17 protein-coding genes and 4 pseudogenes are annotated in these 26,165 nt (G+C 57.7%); 6 read left to right on the top strand and 15 right to left on the bottom strand.

What is annotated here, in order from left to right:
• Positions 1-281: 281 nt before the first annotated feature.
• From ABRP30_RS21195 to ABRP30_RS21150, 10 genes and pseudogenes are all read right to left on the bottom strand, one after another.
• Positions 282-461, bottom strand: a pseudogene (locus ABRP30_RS21195) (hypothetical protein); the annotation flags it as partial.
• A 116-nt stretch (positions 462-577) separates the two neighbouring features.
• Complete coding sequence (locus ABRP30_RS21190; RefSeq protein ID WP_349974681.1) at positions 578-1,363, bottom strand: hypothetical protein; 786 nt, start codon at positions 1,361-1,363, stop codon at positions 578-580.
• 186 nt (positions 1,364-1,549) lie between these two features.
• Positions 1,550-2,014 carry a hypothetical protein gene (locus ABRP30_RS21185; RefSeq protein ID WP_349974680.1) on the bottom strand — a complete coding sequence of 155 codons (465 nt, stop codon included), beginning with the start codon at positions 2,012-2,014 and terminating at the stop codon, positions 1,550-1,552.
• Between the two features lie 406 nt (positions 2,015-2,420).
• Positions 2,421-3,115 (bottom strand): annotated as a pseudogene (locus ABRP30_RS21180) (type IV secretion protein Rhs); the annotation flags it as partial.
• A gap of 769 nt (positions 3,116-3,884) precedes the next feature.
• Positions 3,885-4,313, bottom strand: coding sequence for a hypothetical protein (locus tag ABRP30_RS21175; RefSeq protein ID WP_349974679.1), 429 nt, complete (start codon positions 4,311-4,313; stop codon positions 3,885-3,887).
• Positions 4,314-4,317: 4 nt separating this feature from the next.
• Complete coding sequence (locus ABRP30_RS21170) at positions 4,318-4,746, bottom strand: hypothetical protein (RefSeq protein WP_349974678.1); 429 nt, start codon at positions 4,744-4,746, stop codon at positions 4,318-4,320.
• A gap of 7 nt (positions 4,747-4,753) precedes the next feature.
• A pseudogene (locus tag ABRP30_RS21165) lies at positions 4,754-6,847 on the bottom strand (RHS repeat-associated core domain-containing protein); the annotation flags it as partial.
• Between the two features lie 102 nt (positions 6,848-6,949).
• Positions 6,950-7,591: an imm11 family protein gene (locus ABRP30_RS21160; protein WP_349974677.1), complete on the bottom strand. Its 642-nt coding sequence runs from the start codon at positions 7,589-7,591 to the stop codon at positions 6,950-6,952.
• Positions 7,588-11,817: an RHS repeat-associated core domain-containing protein gene (locus ABRP30_RS21155; RefSeq protein WP_349974676.1), complete on the bottom strand. Its 4,230-nt coding sequence runs from the start codon at positions 11,815-11,817 to the stop codon at positions 7,588-7,590. Before ABRP30_RS21155 ends, ABRP30_RS21160 begins: the two co-directional genes overlap by 4 nt.
• Before the next feature lie 5 nt (positions 11,818-11,822).
• A complete protein-coding gene (locus tag ABRP30_RS21150) occupies positions 11,823-12,434 on the bottom strand; it encodes a DcrB-related protein (protein ID WP_349974675.1) in 612 nt (203 codons plus the stop codon).
• Between the two features lie 320 nt (positions 12,435-12,754).
• Here ABRP30_RS21150 and ABRP30_RS21145 point away from each other — a divergent pair.
• From ABRP30_RS21145 to ABRP30_RS21130, 4 genes and pseudogenes are all read left to right on the top strand, one after another.
• Positions 12,755-12,970: pseudogene (locus ABRP30_RS21145) on the top strand (MFS transporter); the annotation flags it as partial.
• A gap of 9 nt (positions 12,971-12,979) precedes the next feature.
• Entirely contained in the window at positions 12,980-13,759 is a 780-nt protein-coding gene (locus tag ABRP30_RS21140; RefSeq protein ID WP_267818017.1) for a 5-oxoprolinase subunit PxpA, read from the top strand.
• Positions 13,756-14,451, top strand: a complete 696-nt coding sequence (pxpB, locus tag ABRP30_RS21135; protein WP_349974674.1) for a 5-oxoprolinase subunit PxpB — start codon at positions 13,756-13,758, stop codon at positions 14,449-14,451. Before ABRP30_RS21140 ends, pxpB begins: the two co-directional genes overlap by 4 nt.
• Entirely contained in the window at positions 14,448-15,365 is a 918-nt protein-coding gene (locus ABRP30_RS21130) for a biotin-dependent carboxyltransferase family protein (RefSeq protein WP_349974673.1), read from the top strand. Before pxpB ends, ABRP30_RS21130 begins: the two co-directional genes overlap by 4 nt.
• A 151-nt stretch (positions 15,366-15,516) precedes the next feature.
• Here ABRP30_RS21130 and ABRP30_RS21125 read toward each other — a convergent pair whose 3' ends face one another.
• The 3 genes from ABRP30_RS21125 to ABRP30_RS21115 all read right to left on the bottom strand — a co-directional run bounded on the left by ABRP30_RS21125 (position 15,517) and on the right by ABRP30_RS21115 (position 18,856).
• Positions 15,517-16,695 (bottom strand): VWA domain-containing protein, encoded by a 1,179-nt coding sequence (locus tag ABRP30_RS21125; RefSeq protein WP_349974672.1) that lies wholly within the window; start codon positions 16,693-16,695, stop codon positions 15,517-15,519.
• Between the two features lie 12 nt (positions 16,696-16,707).
• Positions 16,708-17,553 (bottom strand): MoxR family ATPase, encoded by an 846-nt coding sequence (locus tag ABRP30_RS21120; RefSeq protein WP_349974671.1) that lies wholly within the window; start codon positions 17,551-17,553, stop codon positions 16,708-16,710.
• 229 nt (positions 17,554-17,782) lie between these two features.
• Entirely contained in the window at positions 17,783-18,856 is a 1,074-nt protein-coding gene (locus ABRP30_RS21115) for a DUF748 domain-containing protein (protein WP_349974670.1), read from the bottom strand.
• Between the two features lie 132 nt (positions 18,857-18,988).
• On the opposite strand from ABRP30_RS21115, the gene cysK reads away from it, so the two are divergent.
• Together cysK and ABRP30_RS21105 are read left to right on the top strand one after the other, a co-directional pair.
• Entirely contained in the window at positions 18,989-19,963 is a 975-nt protein-coding gene (cysK, locus tag ABRP30_RS21110; protein ID WP_267818008.1) for a cysteine synthase A, read from the top strand.
• A gap of 249 nt (positions 19,964-20,212) precedes the next feature.
• Positions 20,213-21,148: an aspartyl/asparaginyl beta-hydroxylase domain-containing protein gene (locus tag ABRP30_RS21105; RefSeq protein WP_267818006.1), complete on the top strand. Its 936-nt coding sequence runs from the start codon at positions 20,213-20,215 to the stop codon at positions 21,146-21,148.
• Positions 21,149-21,263: 115 nt separating this feature from the next.
• Here ABRP30_RS21105 and ABRP30_RS21100 read toward each other — a convergent pair whose 3' ends face one another.
• Positions 21,264-22,121, bottom strand: coding sequence for an Ig-like domain-containing protein (locus tag ABRP30_RS21100; RefSeq protein ID WP_267818004.1), 858 nt, complete (start codon positions 22,119-22,121; stop codon positions 21,264-21,266).
• 62 nt (positions 22,122-22,183) lie between these two features.
• Entirely contained in the window at positions 22,184-26,065 is a 3,882-nt protein-coding gene (locus tag ABRP30_RS21095; RefSeq protein ID WP_349974669.1) for an RCC1 domain-containing protein, read from the bottom strand.
• Between the last annotated feature and the right edge of the window lie 100 nt (positions 26,066-26,165).

Here is a 26,165-nt window from a genome sequence, read left to right as displayed (position 1 = left end):
ACTCCCTAGTCAAATATTCCGCCAGCGATACCTACATAAGGCTGACAGCTTGCGCATGAAGCATTTCTCTGAAACCCTCCCCATGAAATACCCCACCGTGACACCACTGAGTTTTCTGGAAGACTTCGCAAAATTATACGTTCAGCCTGATTTTCAAGCCTTTCAAAATCTTTCACAAAAGCTCTACCATTGAAAACGTTTTCCTTAGGCACTCCTAATTCTTGCAACAATTCACGCTGTGCGGGCGACAATCGCCCGCCGCTACCAGCTATGCGCCGTTGGCTCGTGTTGATCTGGATGCCGGGGTTGTGCACTTGCGACAGCTTTTCCGCTGGCAAGGTCGACGCAAACTGCCACGCCTTGCGCCACATCGCGTCGTAACCAAACCAACTGGTGAGCTTCCCCTGCTTGCGATACACCTCGCGATGCAGGTCATCGCGCTCTATATCGCTGATGACCTTCCAGGTTCAGCTAGAGCCTACTAAATCAAGAGCGTCTCTTAGCATCTAACTTAGGCTCTGCAAGCAAATAACTGGTTCAGGCAGTGCCTTTGCAACAAAATTGCTCGAAATAAAAATCAAAAACGCTTCTTAATATCCGGGTTTTTCCATGAAATTAGGATGCCGGCTTCGCCCAGAGACTTATTTACGCTTTGAAGGTGACCGGCTTCGACGCACCACAGCCAAGTCGAAGAAGTTAATGTCTCGAGTGTTCCACGCCCACGATTTTCACCAATCCAATCTCTCAGTACCATCCCCTCAACTTCCCCCTCAAAATGCCGGCTACTTAATATATTAACGGGATAAACCATCCGAAGTAAACCATCCTTATAGCGCTCTCGCCCCTGAAATCTGCCAGGCACTTCTTTCTTGAAAGCAGATGATTTCTCATACGGATACATCACCGCCATGTTATTGCCAGCAGCGTAACTAAAAGCCTTGCTAACTTTTTCGCAACTATAGATAATTCCATAAGGCAGTACAATGTTAGCACTGATATCTTTAACGAACTTTATCAGGCTATCTAGCCCCACAGAGTCCTCAGAGCATTGGCCATCAAAGTGGTAGAAACTGCCAAAATCATTCGTAGAATAACCAAAGGATGCAAACCACGGGATAGTACCTGGCTTCTCGTTGTATAGCCTAAATGCAGTAGCTGTACCGTTATTTACTCTGATCTCAAGTTCGGTCAAATCCACGACTACAAAACCGTGATCACCAACATGATCCCCATCACTCAAATATTTATAATAACCCGCACCTGTAATCGACAGGTTCATGCAAGCAAAAAAGTGCTTGGCAAACTTCAGGGCCAACTTAGGGTCAATATCTTCAATGCCGTATAAAGCCAATGCAACAGACATATGCTCACCTATATTCCTGAAATCGTGGCTGAGACAAAGTTGGCAGCCGCCTCGATGGCTGATCCTTAATATTTATGACCAAAACTCGTGCTACCGTTTACGCGTCACGCCAACCGCACCTCATAACCATCACTACCCTCGAATTCACTATGCATCGAATATATAAATATGGCGGTAACTTGATGTTCAATCAACCAAAGTAGTTCCCGGTTCATTCTTGTCCTGCTGGACTAGTTTTACAACCATTTTCCAACCATTATCCTGACATTCTTTTTGACCAAAAAACACGTACGTTATCAAACCCTCGTAACGATCGCCGCTCAAGCAACCCTCCACCTCAAACTGATGTACAAAATCCATTGGCGTATTACCCAGAAATCGCCAGCTTGGCTCGTCCACCCATTTCGGCGACGCCCCGTAGCAGCGAAAACTATTGGCCAATCGGGAGGCTATCCAAGTTACGGCTTTCTTTGGACCTGCGACAATCCAGTCTACTGTCGGTACCTCCAACCCTTCGTTGATGTACTCATCAAATAAATGTTGTACAAAATCTTCGGCTTCGGCATGGCTGGTTCCGGCTTTGTATTTTTTTGCAGCCACAGCCATAACCACAGAACTGAACAATATATAAGATTTATCTCGATCTACCATGTGCCTACTCCTTTTATGACGTCAATCAACTCGTAGCCTACCTTTCTGTAAGCATCTACAGCAGCTTGCTGCCATGGGTCGACCTCCGTGAGGTTAGAAATTGTATGCACATTTGCTTCCCACCCTCTGAGGCATGTCGGTAGGATGCAGCTCATACGAGATATCCTTCACAGAAATCTTATCAGTCTTGTCACTCTTTACCTTTGCTGTAATTCTTGGGTATTACCGGAAGCCAGTTGAGCACTATTTCGACTAGAGTAAATTGCCTTGTCTTCAATTAATTCTTCTTTAGCTATGCCTTTCCAGTAATTTTTTCGCGCCGCCCGCAGCATTCCCATTCCAATGGATCAATCCAGCCAGTCAGGTTCGAACTGTAGCGATATAGATTTGACCCACCATCTAATCCGTTGCGCTTCGGGTGCTCGCCGTTTTCGCCATAGCCGATTTCGTCCAGGCGAACCAGACTGCCGCCAACGGCATAGCTGAAGCGCCGGGTCAAGTTGTCCACCCGCACTTCTTCACTCAGGCGGTCCGAAGCGTCATAGGCAAAGCGGTAGGCCGCGCTGTTTTCGTTGACCAACGCAGTCAGGCGAATCGCTTTATCGTACTCGTAACGAATCCACTGCCCTTTGGCATCCTGGCGGCTGCTGGGCAGGCCACGCGAAGTACGTTGCAGGCGCGTGATCTGGCCTTCGCCGTCGGTGTGGGTCAGCACCTGGCCGAGGGCGTTGTAGGTAAAGGATTCGGCGGTGCCATCCGGATGGCAGATGCGCAGCACTTCGCCGTCGGGTTTGCGCTCCAGCGTCGTGGTCTGGTTCAGCGCGTCGGTGACGGCGATCAGGTGCTGCCGCTCATCGTAGCGGTAGTAGGTGCTTTTGCCTGAGCAGTCCTCGAAACGATCGACCTGGGCGTAGGCGTTCCACCACAGGTACTTGGACTTGAAGGTCGCATCGATGATCGTGTGCGGCAGGCCGTCTTCGCCGTTGAGGTACTCGGTCATCTTGCCCAGCGCATCGGACTCGCCAGCAGGTTGCCCTGGTCGTCGTAGCGCGCCTGCCACGTGTTGCCGTCCGGGTAGGTTATCTTGGTCAGCAGCACGGTGTGCAGGTACAAGCGGATGCCGCTAGGGGGGGGCTGCTGTCGGCCAGCGTGCCTCACAATTATCAAGCGACAATCCTGCCACCTCAAAAATGCAACTGTTAACTGTTAAAGAACGATAAAACAAAATAATGAGGTGCAGTATAGTCTCTATGCAATCTGCACGAAGAAGCAGCCTTCAGCCATATCGTTACCCATTTGCTTATTAACAAGGAGATAACCTACAGCATCAGTCACATGTAATGCACCCTCAAATGGAGCTGGGAAGTCAGACGACTATATTTGGCAGAAAAAATTAAAAGTCGACTCCAGTACTTTGGGAGTCACCGCCCCACATGGGGCTCCACTGGAGACCAAAGATGCGACTGAGATCTCATCATCCTTAACAGCGGAGGCTTCAAGATTTGCGTATTGGAGAGGAATCGACAATCCAGGCGAATTGGTTGTAGCAACCTGATCATCATGGCCTACGTAAGTGTAGGATGCCCTCTTTTTTTGAATCTCATCAAAGGTTAGAAATCGAGAAAATAATTTTCTTTATCGCAAGTAGAGAGCTCATGTATGAATCCAGAATCTGGGAGATCCAATCTATCAAGCTGCTGCCTCGCAGCTTAAGAGCTTATAGTGAAGAGCAGCAGTAAATTGTGATTATCCAGACTTTTGGCCACGCTGAGATACGCACTATCTCCACCAAATTAAAAAACGAAATCTCACTCGAGCACTTAACCGTTATCCTGCGTGTAAAAACTATTCACCACACTGAGTATCAATTTTACTTTGCAAGTGCTAGTGCCGATTTTACGGCAATTAAATATTTTTCATCATCGCGCCTAAAAATACTCTCACCCTCAAGAAGATACGCCTTGCATAAATAGTCCACTGCATCAGGGGCTGCTTGTTCGTAAAGGCATTGGCCTAGACGAAAGATCACAAAGCAATTCTGAGGTCCGTTTGGACCATTCATAGCATCAAAAAATTCATACATCGCGCGGTGGTAGTCTCCCATGAAAAAATAGGCATCACCAATACTTGCTTTCAGCCAAACGTACGCTTCCCACTGATCGATGGGCTCAGGTAGCTTCCTCAACGCAGCAGTAAACATCTGTGCAGCGGCTGCGTAGTTACTCCGATCCATTAGAATGTTACCCTGCTCGCTTTTCAGCACAATTTCGTCATATAACTGATCCGAAAGTTCCTGCACATCACTAACCATTGAAATGGACGACGAAATTCAGATATTTTTTATCGAAGCCTTGAAAAGCTCTATCGCCTCCCATGTCGAAAGCCGTCTTGAAGGAATCAAATGCAGGCTTATTTTCGCCCAGCCCAAGCAAAGAGGCACCCAGAATTATCAAGCTAGACGTTTCTCGAGTGGGTTTGGACTCAACAGCCTTTAACGCCCATTCTTTAGCATTTTTGTAGTCGTGCCTTTTCAAATAAACCTCAGAATTACATTTGGAAATCCAATGATATAAATCCCATTTTTCCTTTGGCTCTGGAAGCATATCCCATGATTCACTATATTTCTGTAGCGCAGCATCGTAGTCACCCGACTCTTCTAGTTCGTTACCAGACTCAACAGTATCTACGATTTTTTGAGATAACTGCAGATTCGCTTCCGAAAGATCATTCATAGACACCTCAATATTGAAAGATTTCATGCGGACCAATAATGTTATCTGGTGACCTATAAAATTGATTCAGCTTTGCACCAGCGGACCTATTATACGAGTAATGCTCTAGTTCGTAGTTCTTGAGGTCAAGCATCCACTTGCGAACTTCTTTAGATTTGGCGCCGAAGAACCCACCCCTATCATTCCAATATGTCACCGCATCATATTTGTGTGACATATCAGCTTCTCGAACCGAATACCACTGCTTGTCTGTTGCGCTTTTGAACTCCATCGAGTCACCTCGGCCTCTAATCCTACCCTCATTCCTCATGTTTTCAATTACTTTTCTGCCGGTTCTGCTCGACTTGCCCGGAGTTCTACCCAAATATTCAGTGCGACAGCTCAGTCCCCATGGATCAATCCATCTTGTTGAATTAGGTGCAAAAAGATATAAGTTATCTCCACCTAACAAACTTATAGGGTCTTGCGCGGTAAATCGTCCCACCTGTGGATCGTAATACCTAAACGTATTGTAGTGCAGGCCGGTTTCACTATCAAAATACTGGCCCTGAAACCTTAGATTTTGCTCGACTTCATTGACCGCCAGCTGCTCAATCGCCCCCCAAGACCGATACGTCGCCTGCCAGACAATTTGGCCTTCGCTATCAGTTAGCTCCAGAGGCGTTCCAATCTGGTCCGTATGGAAGTAGTAGATCTTCTGCTCTTGTCCTTCCACCTGATCAACACGAGCCAACGGCGCATAGCTACCCGGCTCATAGCAATACAGGATGCTCTGCTCAGGCGTCTCCTCACGCAGCATCCTCAGCCCTTGCCAGAGGAAGCGCTTCTGCTCCGTGATGCCGTTGATCTCCGATTGCTTGGCTACCCTGCGCCCCAGGCTGTCATAGCGATACGTGCCGGTGCTTTCCAACTTGCCATTGACCAGCGTCTCCGCTCGAACCAGCCGGTTCTCGCAGTCATAGCTAAAGCTCTGCAACTTGCTATGCCCCGAGTGCTTCTCGATCAGGTTGCCCCACGGGTCATAGCGATACTCCTGGTCGCGCCAACGCTTGATGCGGTTGTCTTCGACCTTCTCAAACTGCCGCGCATTGAAGTCCAGCCTGTTGGCGGCCGGGTCGTAGCGGAACTCTTCACTACCTACGAGGGAACCGGTATCACGGCTGTGCAACTGGCCGTTGGCTTCGTACTCGTATTTGATTTCGCCACGCAATTTGTCGAGGGTGCGTACCAACTCCCCAGCCGGGTCGTACTGGTAACGGCGGTGAGTCGGGTTGTACGCATGCTCCACCAGCAACGACGTATTGATGCCGGGGTTGTGCACTTGCGACAGCTTTTCTGCCGGCAGGGTCGATGCAAACTGCCACGCCTTGCGCCCCATGGCGTCGTAACCAAAGCAACTGGTGAGCTTGCCCTGGGTACGGTACACCTCGCGGTGCAGGTCATCGCGTTCCATATCGCTGATGACCTGGCCGTCGAGATTCAGCTGGTGCAGGTGACCGCTGCCGTAGTACAGGTGGTTGACCTTGCGGCCATCCGGCAGGGTCAGCGTGGTCAGGTTGCTGAGCGGGTCGTATTTATAATCCAGTGCTCCGCTCGGGGTCAGCTCCTGCGTCAAGCGTCCCAGCAGGTCGTAGCGGTAACTCAGCGTTTCATCCGTGATGCCCAATTGTTTGCCCAGACTGCTCGGCGTGCGCTGAATGCTCAGCAATCGGTCGGCCTCGTCGTACTCGAAATCCTGGCGGGCATCACGGTTGACCTTGGCCAGCAAGCGGCCAATCGCGTCACGCTCGAACAGCGTATTGCGCTCCGGGCGCTCGCCGTTTTCGCCATAGCCGATTTCGTCCAGGCGAACCAGATTTCCGCCCGCGTCATAGCTGAAGCGCCGGGTCAGGTTGTCCACCCGCACTTCTTCACTCAGGCGGTCCGACGCGTCATAGGCAAAGCGGTAGGCCGCGCTGTTTTCGTTGACCAACGCAGTCAGGCGAATCGCTTTGTCGTACTCGTAACGAATCCACTGCCCTTTGGCATCCTGGCAGCTGCTGGGCAGGCAACGCGAAGTACGTTGCAAGCGCGTGGTCTGGACTTTGCCGTCGGTGTGGGTCTCCGCTCCCAAAACTCACATACGATTTTAAAGAGCAGTATTCCATTTTAAGAATCCTGGATGACAAACTGAGCATCTTTACACAACGCGTAGCTGGAGCCCTCAGATATCGTCCAGCTCAGACCAAGGATCGTACTTGTACGTGTCATCTATTAGCAAAAATGATATCCCTTTCAATTCTCTTGCAGCCGCAAAAAAACGCTCACTGCAAAATAGCTCCAAAGTTTCCTGACATCTAAACATATCACTCTGTATATCTTTGGATATCACAAGCAAATCTATCTTATCGATACTCACTGAGCATGGATAAAGGGAGCTATCAATTACTTTACCTGTCTCAATATCTTTCGAGACTTTGTATATTGACTTAGCTTTATCCATTGCAGCCAAGCTTTCCCCTGGAAGGAAAATAAAAAACTCACCCCGCCGAGTCTTTTGCCCTACTTGCAACTCGAGCGGGACCGCCCTATACTTGACTCCCAAACTATCGCAAACATCTAAAAATCTCTGAGAAACATAGGTAGCTCCAATCTGGTAAAAATCGAAGTCGATGTTATTAATATCTAAATTCGAATCCGTCAAATGAAGTTTGTATTTATGCTTTATTTCTAGCTCTTGTGGATTGGCTTCATAGGGATCCCATTCGAACCTTTCGCAATTAAAGAAGCCCGCCATACTTACGGGGCCTCCAGCCTCCGTTAAGTCAGTATTCATAACATAATAAATGTTTTCATTAGTGCTCATAGGAGTCGCCCCGTAATAGCATCCACAACAAACTTATTAGCCTCAAGCCCTTCCCGTGCGAAATTTTGTATTTTCCCGATACCCAAAACTAACTGCGTATCTGACAATTTTTGAGCCTCAAACAGCTTATTTAATGCCGAGACCTTTGACTCAATCACATCAGTATACTTTGCATGGTTTGACCAATGCCCCGGAAGATCTATTTTTTGCGTCAAACCTTTACTACCTGGTAGAAAAATCCCATTGGAAGGTCCATCACCGTTGAATCCTGTAGATTTAAGCCGATCAAACATTTTGGCATATTGTGGGTTATTAAGGATTTCTTCAGGTATAAGGTGATGGTTTGCCATCCCGTCACCTTTTCTAGCCCCCATGTTATTGCCCAGCTTTGTAGAGCACCACCCCAGCGGGTCAATGCTGAGAACAGGGTTTGCAGCGTACGAGTAAATATTAATCCCGCCTGCCAAACCTATTGGATCCTGCGATAAAAAACGCCCAATTTCAGCGTCGTAGAAGCGAAATGTGTTGTAGTGTAAACCTGTTTCACTATCAAAATACTGGCCTTGGAATCGCAGATTCTGCTCGACTTCATTGATCGTCAGCTGCTCAATCGAGCCCCACGAACGATACGTCGCCTGCCAGACAATTTGGCCTTCGCTATCAGTCATCTCCAGAGGCGTTCCAATCTGGTCCGTATGGAAGTAGTAGACCTTCTGCTCCTGTCCCTCCGCCTGATCAACACGAGCCAACGGCGCATAGCTACCCGGCTCATAGCAATACAGGATGCTCTGCTCAGGCTTCTCCTCACGCAGCATCCGCAGCCCTTGCCAGAGGAAGCGCTTCTGCTCCGTGATGCCGTTGATCTCCGATTGCTTGGCTACCCGGCGCCCCAGGCTGTCATAGCGATACGTGCCGGTGCTTTCCAACTTGCCATTGACCAGCGTCTCAGCCCGAACCAGCCGGTTCTCGCAGTCATAGCTAAAGCTCTGCAACTTGCTATGCCCCGAGCGCTTCTCGATCAGGTTGCCCCACGGGTCGTACCTGTACTCCTGATCCCGCCAACGCTTGATGCGGTTGTCTTGGACCTTCTCAAACTGCCGCGCATTGAAGTCCAGCCTGTTGGCGGCCGGGTCGTAGCGGAACTCTTCACTACCTACGAGGGATCCGGTATCACGGCTGTGCAACTGGCCGTTGGCTTCGTACTCGTATTTGATTTCGCCACGCAATTTGTCGAGGGTGCGTACCAACTCCCCAGCCGGGTCGTACTGGTAACGGCGGTGAATCGGGTTGTACGCATGCTCCACCAGCAACGACGTATTGATGCCGGGGTTGTGCACTTGCGACAGCTTTTCTGCCGGCAGGGTCGATGCAAACTGCCACGCCTTGCGCCCCATGGCGTCGTAACCAAAGCAACTGGTGAGCTTGCCCTGGGTACGGTACACCTCGCGGTGCAGGTCATCGCGTTCCATATCGCTGATGACCTGGCCGTCGAGATTCAGCTGGTGCAGGTGACCGCTGCCGTAGTACAGGTGGTTGACCTTGCGGCCATCCGGCAGGGTCAGCGTGGTCAGGTTGCTGAGCGGGTCGTATTCATAATCCAGTGCTCCGCTCGGGGTCAGCTCCTGCGTCAAGCGTCCCAGCAGGTCGTAGCAGTAACTCAGCCTTTCATCCGTGATGCCCAACTGCTTGCCCAGACTGCTCGGCGTGCGCTGAATGCTCAGCAGTCGGTCGGCCTCGTCGTACTCGAAATCCTGACGGGCATCGCGGTTGACCTTGGCCAGCAAGCGGCCAATCGCGTCACGCTCGAACAGCGTGTTGCGTTCCGGGCGTTCGCCGTTTTCGCCATAGCCGATTTCGTCCAGGCGAACCAGATTGCCGCCAACGTCATAGCTGAAGCGCCGGGTCAGGTTGTCCACCCGCACTTCTTCACTCAGGCGGTCCGACGCGTCATAGGCAAAGCGGTAGGCCGCGCTGTTTTCGTTGACCAACGCAGTCAGGCGAATCGCTTTGTCGTACTCGTAACGAATCCACTGCCCTTTGGCATCCTGGCGGCTGCTGGGCAAGCCACGCGAGGTGCGCTGCAGACGCGTGGTCTGGCCTTTGCCGTCGGTGTGGGTCAGCACTTGGCCGAGGGCGTTGTAGGTAAAGGATTCGGCGGTGCCATCCGGATGGCAGATGCGCAGCACTTCGCCGTCGGGTTTGCGCTCCAGCGTCGTGGTCTGGTTCAGCGCGTCGGTGACGGCGATCAGGTGCTGCCGCTCATCGTAGCGGTAGTAGGTGCTTTTGCCTGAGCAGTCCTCGAAACGATCGACCTGGGCGTAGGCGTTCCACCACAGGTACTTGGACTTGAAGTTCGCATCGATGATCGTGTGCGGCAGGCCGTCTTCGCCGTTGAGGTACTCGGTCTTGTGGCCTAGGGGATCGATTTCGGCGATCAGGTTGCCCTTGCCGTCGTATCGGGACTTCCAGACGCTGCCATCGGGGAACTGGGTTTCCGTTACCAGCGGGGTGGCGAGGTGGTGCTTGTAGCGGATCGTGCGGCCCAGCGGGTCGGTTTCTTCGACCAAGCGGCCAAAGTCGTCGTACTTGAGCGCCAGGTGATTACCGTCCGGCAAGGTGAAGCCAATGATGTTGCCGAACGCATCGAATTCCATGCCGTAGCGCTCGCCGCCAAAGTCGCGGCTGGCGACGACCCGGTGGTCTTCGTTGTAGTGGATCTCCAGCTCCCGGCCCAGTACGTCCGTGGCCCAGCTCGTGCGCAGGGCGAAGTCGTAGCGGAAATGATAATGCTCGCCGTCGGTGGTCGAGTGTTCGACCACCCGGGGTTGGCCATCGATGACTTGCCAGAGGTACTCGCTGATCAGGCCAAGGGCATTGGTGTGGCGGCACATCAGGCCGTCGGCGTAGGAAAACGTGCGGGTGGTATCGCCGTTGCGGTTGACCACCTGGGCAAGCTGCCCCTTGTTGTCGTAGCTATAACGCACCAAGGTCTCGACGGCTGCGTCGGCAATGATGCGCTTGACCGAGGCCAGTCGGCCAAAGGGGGCCTCGTAGTGCAGGTGCAGCCGTATGCCGCCTGGTGCGCTGATGTCGGTGAGGCAGCCATCGGCGTTGTGTGTTAAGTGCAGGTAATGGCCCAAAGCGTTTTCCATACGCTGCAGGGGCACTTCCTGGTTGTCGTTGGCTACTTCGCCGAAATAGAAAAACAGGTTGTCGAGTGTCTGCAAGATGTAATGGCCACCGAGGGTGCGCACCAGCGTCAACTGCTCGTGTGGATTGTAGATGCGCTCGCCCGGCTCGACATCGGCGAAAGGAACACTGCGCCCCTGGTTGTCCTTGAGGTACACGAAGCACCCATTGCGGCGCAGGCTCTGCTCCCAGGGCAGAGTCCAGCCGCGCCCTAGCACGCTGCCGGTATCGAGGTCGCTGGCGTAGAAGCGTGACCACTCGATGGGCATGAGGCCGGGGATGACGAAATCAGTTTCGTCGGCCAGTACCTTGCGCCCGCGGGTGAGGTCAACCGGGTTGCCGACGAAACCAGCGATGGCCCGCTCCACGGCAGGGCCGATCAGGTAGCGGCCTGCCAGATAGCTGCCGGCGATGGTCACCCCAACCTGCAAGGCGCAGGGCCCTGCGGCCTTGAGGCCTGCCTGCAAACCCATGGTCGCGACGTTGAATACTGAGCGCCCCATGGAGGCCACGACCATCAGCACATCGACGGTGACGCGCAGCTCGTCCGGCACTTCCTCACTGACCTTGAGGTAGCGCTGCGTGCCGCCGCCGATGAATACGTTGTTCGACCCAGCTGCGATGCTGGCACCACAGGTCAGCTTGTCACCCTTGCGTGCCGCCGCGACGCCGTTGATGAACACGTTGCTGGACCCCTCGGCAACTTGTACGGGGGCTGGGTGCTGCTCGCATACGGCGGTACTTTCGGTGACATGCGCAGCGTTGCGGCCGTTGATGAAGACGTTCGGGGAACAACCGGGCTGCTCGATCTGCCCTGTGGGTGAGCCAAAGGTCGAACCGAGATCCTCACCCAGACCGGGCAGGGCGCTCGCGCCCAGGCCAACGACCATGAGCAGCAGAAAAGCACCCAACCCGCCTGTACAGACCATGAACGTTGCGGCTGCAACCAGCGCCAACCCCGCAACCGCTCCGGCAAGGAACCCTGTGAGGGCTGAGGTGTGCTCGATGTCGTCACCCCAGCGTGCTGCTTCGAACATGGCAACTACTCCCGGGCCACGGCTGGCGCGCTGGTGATATTGGCCAGCATGGCATCGAAGGTGATCAACCAGCTGGACAAGGGCTCGTGATCGGGGTCGACGATGGTGGTGAGCGTGAGCGCCTGCGCTTCCTGGCCAACACGTTCAGGCACCAGAATCATTACCGCTCGACAGTGGCGGGCCTCTGAGCCATTGGTGAAGCGGTAGTCGAGATTGAGCGCGTCGTGCCCCGCCAAGGTGCAGGGGTGCTTGCGGATAAGGGTGACCTCCGTATGGCGCTGAAGCGCCTCTGCCAGATGCTGTTCAAGCAGATGGTCGAGTGTTTGCCCTTGTGCAACGCTTAGGCGTTTTGCAGCCAGGGTCACCTGGTGCGGACCCAGTTGCAGCGTCGTGATGGACTCGTGGAGGTTCAGGCCTGGCGGCATGACCAGGCGCAACCCGGCAGCATGCAATTCGTTGTGATCGGCTACCAGTGGCAAAGGTCGGGCGCGCTCGGCAAGTGTTGCCGCTTGCAAGGCCGCTTCAGCGGCGGCCTGTCGTTCTGCTTCTTCCTTGGCGAGTGCTTCAGCGGCTTCGCGCCTTTGTGAGAGGCGGTCGTACATGTTCCCTTTAATCATGGCCTACCGCTCTTGTTCAACGGTGCTGAGACGGCCATGCGCAGTATTGCAATACTCATATCAGACGTATCTCCCTGTCAGTATGGCCAGCCCGTCAATGCGGTGCTCCGTGCTCTGGCCTTGAAACGGGGGAAAGTAAATACCTGGATAGACAGAGCTGTCAACGCGGGCATCCAGCAAAATCGCGGCATTCATGGAGGTTACGAGATATCGAATTGCCGCTTTGGCTAGGGTTCAAGCGATGTTGTGTCCACCACGATAGGGGAGGGGGAGGGCGAATTTCAGAAGGGTCTGTAGGATGTGTTACTGCACGTCGGTGGCTGTTCCCCACCCGCATCCGTGGCTCGGGGCAGGGGTTCTGCTACAACGTCGGCAAGATCATCGCCGCGATGTTCCCCTTGCTGATCGGCCTGCTTGGCCAGAAGGTGCCGCTGGGGCTGGGCATTGGCGGGTTCGCCGCGGTGTCGTACGGTGTGGTGATCCTGGCGGCCTTGAGCCTGCCGGAAACCCGCGGCAAACACCTTCAGGCGCGTTAAGGTAGGCACATGAACATCGACACGGGAGCTCGCCAGGTGAAACGCCTGCTACTCAATTGTGACATGGGGGAAAGCTTTGGCAGCTGGCGCATGGGCCTGGATGCCGAGGTAATGCCCTACATCGACTGCGCCAACATCGCCTGCGGCTACCATGCCGGCGACCCCGGCACCATGCGCCGGACCGTGGCGCTGGCCCTGCAGCATGGCGTGACCATCGGCGCCCACCCGGCCTACCCGGACCTGGTCGGCTTCGGTCGCCGCTCCATGGCCTGCAGTACCGAGGAAATTCGCGACCTGCTGCACTATCAGATCGGTGCTCTCGACGGTATCTGCAAGGTCCAGGGTGGCCGCGTGGCCTACATCAAGCCCCACGGCGCGCTCTACAACGACATGATGGCCGACCCGCTCAAGCTGCGTGCCGTGCTCGAAGCCGTGGCGGGGTATGACCCCAGTTTGCCCTTGATGCTCATGGCCACTGCCGACGACAGCGCAGCACGGGCCTTGGGTGACGAGGTTGGCGTGCCGTTGTGGTTCGAGGCATTCGCCGACCGCGCCTACACCGCCAGCGGCCATTTGCTGTCGCGGCGCCTGCCGGGTGCGGTTCATCACGATTCGGCCCTGGTGGTCGAGCAGGCCTTGCGCCTGGCCCGTGGTGAAACGCTGGTGGCCGACGATGGCAGTGCCTTGCGCCTGCAGGCGAGTACGTTGTGCGTGCACGGTGACAATGACAGCTCGGTAGCGGCGGTGCGGCAGATCCGCCAGGCGCTCGATGCGCTGGGGTCGGCATGAAGCTGCGTATCGAGGCGGTCGCGATCGATAGCCTGATGGTGCGCCTGTTCGACCGTATCGACGAGGCCAACATGCCGTGGCTGCTCGCGGCGAGCCAACGTTTGAGTGCCGCTTTCGGTGAGCACCTGGTGGACCTGGTGCCGTCCTATACCACGCTGATGGTGCAGTTCGATATGCCGCCACGGCAGGCGAGGGCGTTGATCGGCCAGGCGCTGGAGGGGCTGCAGCCAGGCTCGGGCACCAGCGGCCGCCGGCACGAGATTGCCGTATGGTACGACGCCTCTGTGGGCCCTGAGCTGCCGTTGCTGGCCGCACGCAGTGGCTTGAGCGAGCAAGCGGTGATCCGCTTGCACAGCGAGCGCGAGTACCCGGTGTTCGCCCTTGGCTTCGCTCCGGGGTTCGGTTTCATGGGGCTGGTGGACGAACGCCTGGCATCCCCGCGGCTGAGCACTCCGCGCAAGCGCGTGGCGGCCGGCAGTGTCGGCATTGCCGAGCGCCAGACAGCGGCCTATCCGGCGGTGTCGCCGGGCGGCTGGAACCTGATCGGGCGTACCCCGGTTCGCCTGTTCGATCGCGAGCGTGAAGGCTACAGCCTGCTGCAGCCGGGTGATCGGGTGCGTTTCGTGGCGGTGTCCCATGCCGAGTTCCTGGCATTGGGCGGCGATGACAGCCCGTTGGAGGCACAGGCATGACGCTGTTGAAGATCGAAGCCAGCACTGCCTTGTGCCAGTTGCAGGACGCCGGGCGCTTTGGCGTGCGGCACCTGGGGGTGACTCAAGGCGGGGCGCTGGACTGGGTGGCGATGCAGTGGGCCAACTGGCTGCTGGGTAACCCGCTGGGCGCGCCGGTGGTCGAGGTGGCGCTGGGCGGCTTCACCGTGGTGGCCGCGCAGGATTGCGTGCTGGCCCTGGCCGGTGCCGACCTGGATGCCCGCGTCGATGACCAGCCGCTGGCACCCTGGCGCAGCTTTGCCTTGGCCAAGGGCCAGCGGCTGACCTTGAAACAACCCCGGCAGGGCGTGCGGGCTTACCTTGCGGCGCCGGGCGGGTTCGAAGGTGAAGCCGTGCTGGGTAGCTGCGCCACTGTTGTGCGTGAAGCACTGGGTGGCATCGATGGGCGAGGGGCGGCGCTGGGCAAAGGGCAATCGCTGACGTTCGCCGGCCCGCAGCCAGCCCTGCGCGAAGTGCCGGAGGTGCTGCGGCCCTGTTATCCACAAAAGCCCGTGCTCGATCTGGTCATTGGCGCGCAGATCGGTGATTTCAGCGGTAACAGCCTGTTCGAGGCGTTCAACCGTGACTGGACGCTGGACAGCCGAGCAGACCGTATGGGCATTCGGTTGCTCGGGCCGCAGTTGGTTTATCAGGGCGCGCCGATGATATCGGAGGGTATTGCGCTGGGGGCGGTGCAGGTGCCCCCGGATGGTCAGCCGATCGTGCTGCTCAATGACCGCCAGACCATAGGTGGCTATCCGCGGCTGGGGGCGCTGACGCCGTTGGCGTTGGCGCAGCTGGCGCAGTGCATGCCGGGGGCGTCGGTGCGGTTCAGGGCGGTGGTGCAGGAAGAGGCTTGGCGGGAACAGCAGGCTTGTCTGAACCGGTGGCGGTGACCCTACCGGCCCTATCGCCGGCAAGCCGGCTCCCACCGCGACCGCGCAGTTCTTCAGGCCTGCACCAGGCAGCCGTCTTGCGCAATTTCTGAAAGCCGGCGCAATCCATGTGTGAGCCGGCTTGCCGGCGATAGGGCCGGTACAGGCGAAACTACTTGGACAGATACCGCATCCCATCCTCCAACCCTTGCAAGGTCAGCGGATACATCTTGTCCTCGATCAGGTCACGCACCAGGTGTGTCGATGCGGTGTAATCCCACGCCTGTTTCGGGTAAGGGTTGATCCAGATGATCTTCTTGAATTTCTCCATGAAGCGCTGCATCCACACATACCCGGCCTCTTCGTTCCAGTGCTCCACACTGCCACCGGGCTGAGTGATCTCATAAGGCGCCATGGCCGCATCACCGACGAACACCACCTTGTAGTCATCGCCATACTTGTGCAGCAGGTCGACGGTGGAGAAGCGCTCCGAAGTACGCCGCAGGTTGTTCTTCCACACCGACTCGTAAACGAAGTTGTGGAAGTAGTAGTACTCCAGGTGCTTGAACTCGGTCTTGCAGGCCGAAAACAGCTCTTCGCAGACTTTGACATGGGCATCCATCGAGCCGCCGATGTCGAACAGCAACAGCAGCTTGACCGTGTTGCGCCGCTCAGGGCGCATCTGGATGTTCAACAGCCCGGCGTCACGTGCGGTATGGTCGATGGTGCCATCGATGTCCAGCTCTTCGGCGGCGCCTTCGCGGGCGAACTTGCGCAGCCGGCGCAGGGCCAGCTTGATGTTGCGCGTGCCCAACTCCACTTGGTCGTCGAGGTTCTTGTACTCGCGCTGGTCCCAGACCTTCACCGCCTTGCCCTGGCGTTTGCCGGCGTCGCCCACGCGGATGCCTTCAGGGTTGAAACCGCCAGAGCCGAACGGGCTGGTACCGCCGGTGCCGATCCACTTGTTGCCACCGGCGTGGCGTTCCTTCTGCTCTTCGAGGCGTTTCTTGAATTCCTCGATGAGTTTGTCCAGGCCGCCCAGCGACTGGATCTGCGCGCGCTCCTCATCCGTCAGCGAGCGCTCGAACTCCTTGCGCAGCCAGTCTTCCGGGATCAGCGCTTCGAGATGCCGGTCGAGGTTTTCCAGACCTTTGAAGTAGGCCGAGAAAGCCCGGTCGAACTTGTCGAAATGGCGCTCGTCCTTCACCAGGATGGCCCGTGCCAGGTAGTAGAACTCGTCCATGTCGGCGAACACCACACGCTGTTGCAGGGCGTTGAGCAGGTCGAGCAGTTCGCGCACCGATACCGGCACCTTGGCCGCACGCATTTCGTTGAACAGGTTGAGCAGCATGGCCGGCTCCTGTCAGCGGTTGCCGCGCCGGCTCATGAAGGCCAGGCGTTCGAGCAGTTGAACGTCCTGCTCATTTTTCACCAGGGCCCCGGCCAGCGGCGGGATGGCCTTGGTCGGGTCGCGCTCGCGCAATACCGCTTCGCCGATGTTGTCGGCCATCAACAGCTTGAGCCAGTCGACCAGCTCGCTGGTGGAGGGCTTTTTCTTCAGCCCCGGCACCTTGCGCACGTCGAAGAACACGTCAAGCGCTTCGCTGACCAGCGATTGCTTGATGTTGGGGTAGTGCACATCGACGATCCGCTGCAGGGTGTCGCGGTCCGGGAAGGCGATGTAGTGGAAGAAGCAGCGGCGCAAGAACGCGTCGGGCAGCTCTTTTTCGTTGTTGGAGGTGATGATGATGATCGGGCGTTGCTTGGCCTTGATGGTTTCGTCGATCTCGTAGACGTAGAACTCCATCTTGTCGAGTTCCTGCAACAGGTCGTTGGGGAACTCGATGTCGGCCTTGTCGATCTCGTCGATCAACAGGATGACCCGCTCTTCGGCCTCGAAGGCTTCCCAGAGCTTGCCCTTCTTCAGGTAGTTGCGCACATCGTGGACTTTTTCAGTGCCCAGCTGCGAGTCGCGCAGGCGGCTGACCGCGTCGTACTCATAGAGGCCCTGGTGGGCCTTGGTGGTGGATTTGATGTGCCAGGTGATCAGGCGCGCGCCGAACGAGGCGGCCAGCTGTTCGGCGAGCATGGTCTTGCCGGTGCCAGGCTCGCCCTTGACCAGCAATGGGCGTTCGAGGGTGATGGCCGCGTTGACCGCCAGTTTCAGGTCGTCTGTGGCGACGTAGTCGCGGGTGCCTTCGAACTTCATCGGGAATGTCCTCTGCGGGGTGCCTGTTGCGGCCCTGTCGCCGGCGAGCCGGCTCCTACAGGTACCCATCGCCCTTGAACTCAGGGAGGCTCCTGTGGGAGCCGGCTTGCCGGCGATAGGGCCAGTACAGGCAACACATGTTTATCGTTTGTCAGCGACTATACCCCGGCCCCAGGCGGCTGCAAACGCAGACCGGGTATTCAGTCCCTGAATGGCTCGTCACGCCTGTTCAGTCGGAATCAGGCGCAGGCTGCTCATAGCGTGCGTTGAACGCCTGGACGAAGCCGTTGCGCAAAATCTGCAAAAACGCCTCGAAGGCGCTGATGTTCTGCTGGTGCACGCTGCCGCTGAGCTCCACACGGGTGGCGAACTGGTTTTTCGGCTGGTTCTTCAACACCGTTTCGCTGGCCCCGACCAGTGCTTCCCACACCGAGCGGAAAAAGCCCTTGTCCTTGTCCTCTATGTCCTGCTGCCAGTTGAACACGTCCACGTCGCGCAGCAACGGCTTGATGTAGCCGTTGAGCCGGCCGTTTTCCGCCTGGGCCTCGATCACCACATCGCCGTGCCCGGCATTGAAATCGAACTTGCCATAGGCACTGGCGAAGTCGTTCAGCCTGCGCAGCTCCATGCCAGTTGCGCGCAGCCGGAATTCGAAATCATCGAAGTCGCTGAACGGGTCGAAGGTCGCGCGGCTCTCGACCTTGGCGTCGCCCAGCAGCAGGGCCTTGGCTTCGAAACTGGCATCGCGCCGGCCTTTTTCGTCACGTACGTTGGTCAGGTTGCGGATGTTGGCGTCGAGCCGGGTGGCCTTGAGATCGACCGGGGGCTTGGAGTTGAAGTTGTGAAACGTAAGCGTGCCGTCATCGATGCGCACATCGTTGAGGGTGATCGGCAGCAGCTTCTCCAGCTGTTGGCGCCAGTCGGTACCTTGGCCGGTCTGAGAGTCCTGCTTGTCGCCGCCGTCGACGAAGTTGAGCTCGGGGCGTAGGAAGGTGACTTCGGCGACCACGGCATGGTCGTACCACAGTGCGTGCCAGCTCACCGACAGGTCGATCAGTGGCGCATCGAGCAGCGGCACCGGGACTTTGCCGCTGGTCTTGACGATCTTCAAGCCCTCGATCTGGTAGGCACCGCGCCACCAGGCCAGCTCCACGTCCGTGACCTGGCCACGGTACTCACCCATATCTGCCAACTTGTCGTTCAGGTAGTCGCGCACCAGGTAAGGCAGCGCCAGGTGCAGTGCCACCAACAGCATGACCAGGCTGGCCAGACCGACCAGTGGCCAGCGATAACGGGCTTTCATCGCAGCAATCTCCAAGGCGGGTGGTGCGGTTGACCGCACGCCGCCTGGGCGAGTTCGAACGGACTTTACGGGCCAACGGGGCAGGCTTACCCTTTAAGTCTTTCCCTGCCACTTCATGCCAAGGACCCTGCCATGAGCCGTATCTACGCAGACAACGCCCATTCCATCGGCAATACGCCGCTGGTGCAGATCAACCGCATCGCCCCGCGCGGGGTGACCATCCTGGCCAAGATCGAGGGGCGCAACCCGGGCTACTCGGTCAAGTGCCGAATCGGTGCGAACATGGTCTGGGACGCCGAAAGCAGCGGCAAGCTCAAACCCGGCATGACCATCGTCGAGCCGACTTCGGGCAACACCGGTATCGGCCTGGCATTCGTTGCCGCCGCCCGTGGCTACAAGCTGGTCCTGACCATGCCGGCGTCGATGAGCCTGGAGCGGCGCAAGGTGCTCAAGGCCCTGGGTGCCGAACTGGTGCTCACCGAGCCTGCCAAAGGCATGAAAGGCGCGATCGAAAAGGCCAACGAGATCGTTGCCTCGGACCCGGCGCAGTACTTTTTGCCTGGCCAGTTCGACAACCCGGCCAACCCGGCCATCCATGAAAAGACCACAGGCCCGGAAATCTGGAACGACACCGACGGCGCTGTCGACGTGCTGGTGGCCGGCGTCGGCACGGGCGGCACCATTACCGGTGTGTCGCGCTACATCAAGCACACCCAGGGCAAGTCGATCCTGTCGGTGGCGGTGGAGCCGGTGGCCTCGCCGCTGATCAGCCAGACCCTGGCCGGCGAAGAGCTCAAGCCCAGCCCGCACAAGATCCAGGGCATCGGTGCCGGCTTTGTGCCGAAGAACCTTGACCTGTCGATCGTCGATCAGGTCGAGACCGTGACCGATGACGAGTCCAAGGCGATGGCCATCCGCCTGATGCAGGAGGAGGGGATCCTTTGCGGCATTTCCTGTGGCGCGGCGATGGCGGCGGCGGTGCGGCTTGCGGAAAAGCCGGAGATGCAGGGTAAGACCATCGTCGTGATCCTGCCCGACTCCGGTGAACGCTACCTGTCGAGCATGCTGTTCGCCGACATGTTCAGCGAGCAGGAGAATCAGCAGTAAGCGGTAAGCGGTAAGCTGCAAGCTAAAGCGGACTGTGGGGGCCTTTCGCTTGAGGCTTGAGGCTTGAAGCTTGAAGCTTGCGGCTTGCGGCTTGCGGCTTGCGGCTTGCAGCTTTCGTTTATTGCAAAATCTTCATGAGTGAGTTCTCGCCCGGGTTGTTTTTACCTGGGCGTGATGGGTTTATGATGGCCGGATGATTTTTATTGGGGGCAGGCAGCGCTGGCCTGCGCCCTCTCCAAGGAGTGTTGCATGACCTTTTCCTTCGTCGCCAAGGCAGGTGTCCTGCTGGTTTTTTTCGGCAGCGTGCTGTTCGTTCACCTGCGCGGCAAGGCTCGGTTGCCGGTCCTGCGCCAGTTCGTCAACCATTCCGCGCTGTTCGCCCCCTACAACGCGTTGATGTACCTGTTCTCCGGGGTGCCGTCCAAGCCGTACCTGGACCGCCAGCGCTTCCCTGAACTGGACGTGCTCAAGGACAACTGGCAGCAGATCCGTGAGGAGGCCATGCGCCTGTTCGATGAGGGCTACATCCGCGCTGCTGAAAAAGACAACGACGCAGGCTTCGGCTCGTTCTTCAAGAAGGGCTGGAAACGCTTCTACCTGAAGTGGTACGACAAACCGCTGCCGTCGGCCGAGGCGCTGTGCCCCAAGACCGTCGAACTGGTCAGCGCCATTCCCAACGTCAAAGGCGCGATGTTTGCCCTGTTGCCTGGCGGCAGCCACCTCAACCCGCACCGCGACCCCTTCGCCGGTTCGCTGCGTTATCACTTGGGCTTGTCCACGCCGAACTCCGACAATTGCCGCATCTACGTCGACGGCCAGGCTTACGCCTGGCGTGATGGCGAAGACGTGATGTTCGACGAAACCTACGTGCACTGGGTCAAGAACGAAACCGACGTCACCCGGGTGATCCTGTTCTGCGACATCGAGCGCCCGCTCAGCAGCCCGCTGATGACCCGCATCAACCGCAAGGTCAGTGCCTTCCTCGGCCGCGCCACCGCGCCGCAGAACACCGACGACGAGCGCGTGGGCGGGATCAACCAGGCGTATGCCTGGAGCAAGCGCTTCAGCAACAAGATCAGCACCCGCGTGAAGCAGTTCAAACGCGCCAACCCCAAGGCCTACCGCATCCTGCGGCCGGTGCTGGCGGTGGTGGTGGCCTACCTGCTGTATCACTGGTTGTTCTGAGGCTGGCCTCAGGGGCGTGGTGCCCCGTTGTTCCAGCTGAGCCTTCAACGAGTAAGCCTGGGACCGTCTCCTGCTGGCCGGCGCGCCTTCATCGGCGCCGGCCAGCCAGCATGCTTCAGCTCATGCCCGCTACCTGCCGTAGGGTGCCCGTGGCGGTCGATTCGCCCGTGATCACGGCGGTATGTGGGTGGAAGGTCCATGCGGTGTTAGCACCGATTGCCTGCCCCCAGATGGCCAGATCAGGTAGCCACTGGCTCATCTGGCTGTCGTATGTGCTTTTGAACAACGCCAACTCGGACTGACTCGGTACACGCATACCCAGCCCCCTGCACAGTGTCTCAGCTCTGCTGAAGGTCGCACTGCTAGCGAGCATTTCAAGCCCCACAAGGCCGGCTACGCTCAACGCGTACTGCCTCGTGACGCCACCCGCTAGGGTGGCGGTGATGGTGGTGTTCCCATTGCGCAACACGCTGACATTGCCCGCGCTGTCTACCGTCGCGACGCTCGCGTTACTGCTCGTGTAGCCAGTGGCACCCGTCAGCGGCCGGGCAAAATGCATTTGCGCGGGAAGGTTCTGGGGCAGTTTGATCACGCCATTGTGATAGAAAACCGGCAAACGCTGGGCTGACAGATCCACCGCGTGGACACCGGAAAAGCCGTCACTGATGTCGAGGTTCAAGGGCGCGCTTGGGCCATCCTGGCCTACCGTGTAATAGACCTGCAGCCTACCGCTGCCCCGGGTGAAATACTGGTTGGCAAAGCGCAGGGTGATGGCCTGGTCGTTATGGTTGACCGGCAGGCTTTTGCTTGCCAGTTGCGTCCCATCTGCTTTGGCCAACACTACGGTGAGTTCCTGGCCTGCATACTCAGCGTCGAGCTGGATGTCGATCGCAGCGCCCTGCGGCGGCAACCTTTCAGGGTCCAGCCAGCCGGCGACGGTGTGTTGGGAACTTGGCGCGTTGAGGTTGCTCATGCGGTGTCTCCTGTTGAGGCCGCGGCGCTTTCTTTGACGCGCCGGCCTTGTCGTTGGCCCTGTTACCTACGTTGAGCGCGCAGCTTCTGCACCAGCTGGGCCTGTAAAGGCAGGCTGTTGCCGCCATAACGGCTGTCGCCCCAGGTCACAACCCTGCCATCGTCGGTCAGGGCGATGAACGCGTAGTAGGTGGCATAGATAGCCCTGACGTTGATCAACTGCCCCGTGACAGCGCTTGAGTTGCCACCTGTCGCTGCATTCCCCCAGCTTTTGACCGAGCCGTCGGCAAACAGGGCCGCGAATGCCCTACCGCTAGCGGTGACCTGAATCACATCTGCACGCCTGGCGATGTCGGCTGGAAGGGTGCCCCCGTTGGACGGATGCCCCCACGCTACGATGTGGCCATTTTTACGGCGAGCACAGAAGGCGGTCGTTGTGGCCGTCACTTCTACGATGTCGGTCAGCCTGGCTATTTCGACAGGTACCGTACCGCCATGGCCTGCATGTCCGAACGCCAGGACCTGACCCTGACTGGTCAACAGGCAGTATGCATAATAGCCATGCGCTTCGATCGACTCGATGTCCTCCCGCTGCTGGATGGCGGCGGGCATGTTGCCAGCGCCGGATACGTTACCCCAGGAGAACACTTTCTTGCGCCCATCCGCTGTCACTCGCCGGGCAATGAAACCTCTGCTACTGCCTTGGACTTCGACCACATCGTCAAATGCCGCGTAGGCTTGGGGAAGAACAGCGCCATAATCCGGATGCCCCCAGCAAGCCAGACGGCCATTACTGCGTAATGCTGCGACAGCATACGAACTCGCGGCTACGTCAGTCACATCGCGCAGGTCGAGAATCTGTTGCGGAATCCTCCCGCCGCGCGTCGGCTGACCCCAGCCGGTCAGGCGACGTTCGCCAGCCTCACTGCCATACAACGCGACGAAAGCACCGTGGTTGGAGCGCACCTTGAGGAAGTCCCGCCTGGCGATGTCTTCAGGCCTCATGGTGCCGCCGTAGCCCGCGTGTCCCCAGCACGTAATCGCACCGTTGAGCCGCCTGGCTGCCCTCGCCAAGAGAGTGACGGATAGATCGACTATGTCATCGAGCACCGGTGCAACACCTATGCTCCCCCAGGAATGGGCGCTGTAGGCACCCGGGGTCGATGTGTCGGCCAGGGCCGTGACGCCATCTGCATTGCCTATCACGTTCGCGACGTTAAGCACTACACTGTTGGCGCGGCTGCGGACCTCGAGCAGCCGTTCAGGCTGCGTATCGCGCCAAGTCTGCCCAGGCGTCCAATCGGCATCTCCGCTGTAGCGCCATTCGGCGAGTAACGGCACCGATGTCGACGCATGGACCGCAGTAAGCCGTTGTGGGGGTGTGATATCTGCCCTTCCATCGACGTTGTAACGCGCGCCCATGACCCGCAACGGTGCAGCGCTGATCTCCTGGTTGACCGAGTACAGTCGCTCGGCTGATTGCTCCTCCCGACCATCCAGGGAGCGTATGATGCGGTAACTGAGCTTCAAACCTTGATTGAGGTTGGCGGTGATGACGGCGGTCGGGACCACCACATGCAAGGCTCGATTTTCCTCGCCACTTTGCACGGGGTGAGTGAAGTGTTCCACATGATTGGAAACCAGCCCTACCAGCTGCACCACCACTATATCGCCAAGGGCCAGCCTGGCAGCTGCGGCAATGACGACCGTCGCCTGGCCTTGGAGGTCGAATGGGTTGATATTGTCTTGCATCGCCTCATTGATCACGGCCAACGGCAAAGGACCGCGTTGTACCCGGAAGGTGACCACGCCCGACCAGTCCGAAGGGCGCCTGCGATCGAAGCGGATAATTTCATATTGAACATCCACTTCGCCATTTTCACTGGCAAGTACATAACTCAGGTCAATCGGCAAGGTGCGCGGCCTGCCTTCCTCTCCGCGGGCGACCGAGTCATGTACCTCGGTCACACTGTTCGCGTGATCGCCATCCCAGTAGACCACCACCTTGTCACCGGCAGCGAGGCCCGCGGACGCCGGGATGGTCACTGTCGCGCCATGGGTGAGGGTGGAAGGGTCGAGCGTGCTCTGTTGCAGCTCATTGACAGTAGGCAGCGCCAGGTCCAACTGCGGTTGTGCGCCCAGCACCAGTTCGAGATCGTACGAGATCTGGTCGGGTTGGTTGGGCCGTACGATGCGGTAGTAGGCTGTCACGTCCTCGGCCTGGGTCAGGCCACCCACGAGCTGGGCCCGCGGAATCCGAAACCTTATGCTAGTGGCGTTCGCGTCGCTAACGCGTTGCGTGTCGTGGTGGAACCCGCCGCTGGATGTGCTCCATTCGATTTCCACATCATAGGGTACGGCGACTGTACCGGGTAGCGTCACCACCAGATCGACGCCTGCGGCATATTCCGGCAGTGACGGGTCAAGCACGCCATTTGCGGGGGCTGGATCGAGTGATGGCGGCGCCAGGGTTTCTGGCGTTTCACCGACATCCAGTAAAGCCGACTCGGACGGGAGGCGCGCGTTGCCTCGGGTCACGGTATAGGAAATGTCCAGCGTACCGCCATCCAGCGGCAGCAGCGCCGTTGCCCTGTCGAGCCGGAACTCTACATCCTCCCCGGCCCGGCTGATAGGCAACGCAGTGCGCTGGATCAGCAGCAGTGTGGTGTCTGGCCGCATACCGCGCCATGTCAGGTTGACTATATCGTTGGGCTGCAGTTGCGCGGCTGCTGGAATCACCACGATGACCGGATCCAGGTCGGCGTCCACATAGCCTTGGCTGATGCCGTTGAGCTGTGGCGGCGGCAAACGGAGTGGGGCGCCTACGAAGTTGACCCGGGTGCGCCTGGAGCGCTCCACCTGGCCGCCCTGGATGACTTCGTAGCTGGCCGTCCCACGCCCGCCCCATAACGGCTGCAGGTGCTCGGCAGGCAGGTCGAACACCAACGTACGGTTGCGCCGCACCACCCACTGTGTGCCCAGGTCGACCACGGTGATCACGCCTTGTGCGGTCTCTGCCGTCCAGGTCATGTGGACCTGCGCACCCGGCTCAAAACCCTCTGCAGGTGGGTCTACCTCCACACTCAGCCCGCTACTGCCAGGTTCGCCCGACCTGAGGCGCAAGACGTTTCTTCCCGTTTGCGGATTGACTACGAAGGGCGCTGGCAACCCTGTTACCTGACCGTTCGGGATGACCGTGTCGGCCGACCAGTCAGCGGACTCGTTACCCACCTCGTCAACTACGTAATAGCTGATTTGCACGTTTGCATCCGAGGCTCCCTCGACCGCATCCTGGGGAATGTCGATGACCACCGCTCTGCCAACTTCGTTGGGCTTGACCTCGTGCCCAAGCTCGTGCCCCGACCAGCTCAGGTGTATGCGGTCGTGTCGACGCATCTTGGCGTAGGGCGCAATCGTTACTTTTACGTTTCTGCTATCCAACTCGATCGTGGTATGGGACACCTGGGGCGCCGCCAGCTCATCCGAATTGGCGGCATCTTCACCTGGATAATTGAACCGCACCAGCACGTTCAGGCGTGCGGACTGTTCTTCGCTATCGGTGCCTGTGCGCGTAAGGCCGTAGTGCAGTTCATTGATGCCCTCTGGGATATTTTCTGGCGGGATGTTCAGCGTTAGTGGAGAGCCGGGCTCACTGACCGTGTCAGTCCCGACCAGATCGTCACCCCAGTAGACCTTGATGACATCGCGCACCTGCATGTTCGGATACGCCTGGACAACCACCGGCAGGCCGGCACTGCCTTCGTTTATCAGATCACCACTGACACCCACTTCTGCGCCCCTGGTCTTGAGCGGTCGCACAGCGTCCGGAATGTAGATATGGCTCAGCGTTCCTGCAGTCACGTTGTTGGGGTCAAGCCCTCTCAGGTACTCGATGAAATCATCGATATCAGTTTGGAGGCCATTTTCGGTAGTCGTGTCAGTCATTACCCTATTCCTCAGCCGTTGCATGAGATATGTAATGTAGGGGTGGCGTCGATATGAAAGTTTGCAAGGGATAGACGCCTTTGTGCTCACTGTTCATCTT

The organism is Pseudomonas sp. WHRI 8519 (assembly GCF_040224055.2).
In the GTDB taxonomy this organism is placed as follows: domain Bacteria; phylum Pseudomonadota; class Gammaproteobacteria; order Pseudomonadales; family Pseudomonadaceae; genus Aquipseudomonas; species Aquipseudomonas putida_X.
This window is presented reverse-complemented; position numbering and strand designations above follow the sequence as displayed.

What these genes read in the sequence shown, in the direction of transcription:
- ABRP30_RS21190 (WP_349974681.1), bottom strand. Translation starts at nt 1,363, where the DNA reads ATGTCTGTTGCATTGGCTTTATACGGCATTGAAGATATTGACCCTAAG.
- ABRP30_RS21185 (WP_349974680.1), bottom strand. Translation starts at nt 2,014, where the DNA reads ATGGTAGATCGAGATAAATCTTATATATTGTTCAGTTCTGTGGTTATG.
- ABRP30_RS21170 (WP_349974678.1), bottom strand. Translation starts at nt 4,746, where the DNA reads ATGAATGATCTTTCGGAAGCGAATCTGCAGTTATCTCAAAAAATCGTA.
- ABRP30_RS21160 (WP_349974677.1), bottom strand. Translation starts at nt 7,591, where the DNA reads ATGAGCACTAATGAAAACATTTATTATGTTATGAATACTGACTTAACG.
- ABRP30_RS21155 (WP_349974676.1), bottom strand. Translation starts at nt 11,817, where the DNA reads ATGTTCGAAGCAGCACGCTGGGGTGACGACATCGAGCACACCTCAGCC.
- ABRP30_RS21150 (WP_349974675.1), bottom strand. Translation starts at nt 12,434, where the DNA reads ATGATTAAAGGGAACATGTACGACCGCCTCTCACAAAGGCGCGAAGCC.
- ABRP30_RS21140 (WP_267818017.1), top strand. Translation starts at nt 12,980, where the DNA reads ATGAACATCGACACGGGAGCTCGCCAGGTGAAACGCCTGCTACTCAAT.
- pxpB (WP_349974674.1), top strand. Translation starts at nt 13,756, where the DNA reads ATGAAGCTGCGTATCGAGGCGGTCGCGATCGATAGCCTGATGGTGCGC.
- ABRP30_RS21130 (WP_349974673.1), top strand. Translation starts at nt 14,448, where the DNA reads ATGACGCTGTTGAAGATCGAAGCCAGCACTGCCTTGTGCCAGTTGCAG.
- ABRP30_RS21125 (WP_349974672.1), bottom strand. Translation starts at nt 16,695, where the DNA reads ATGCTGCTCAACCTGTTCAACGAAATGCGTGCGGCCAAGGTGCCGGTA.
- ABRP30_RS21120 (WP_349974671.1), bottom strand. Translation starts at nt 17,553, where the DNA reads ATGAAGTTCGAAGGCACCCGCGACTACGTCGCCACAGACGACCTGAAA.
- ABRP30_RS21115 (WP_349974670.1), bottom strand. Translation starts at nt 18,856, where the DNA reads ATGAAAGCCCGTTATCGCTGGCCACTGGTCGGTCTGGCCAGCCTGGTC.
- cysK (WP_267818008.1), top strand. Translation starts at nt 18,989, where the DNA reads ATGAGCCGTATCTACGCAGACAACGCCCATTCCATCGGCAATACGCCG.
- ABRP30_RS21105 (WP_267818006.1), top strand. Translation starts at nt 20,213, where the DNA reads ATGACCTTTTCCTTCGTCGCCAAGGCAGGTGTCCTGCTGGTTTTTTTC.
- ABRP30_RS21100 (WP_267818004.1), bottom strand. Translation starts at nt 22,121, where the DNA reads ATGAGCAACCTCAACGCGCCAAGTTCCCAACACACCGTCGCCGGCTGG.
- ABRP30_RS21095 (WP_349974669.1), bottom strand. Translation starts at nt 26,065, where the DNA reads ATGACTGACACGACTACCGAAAATGGCCTCCAAACTGATATCGATGAT.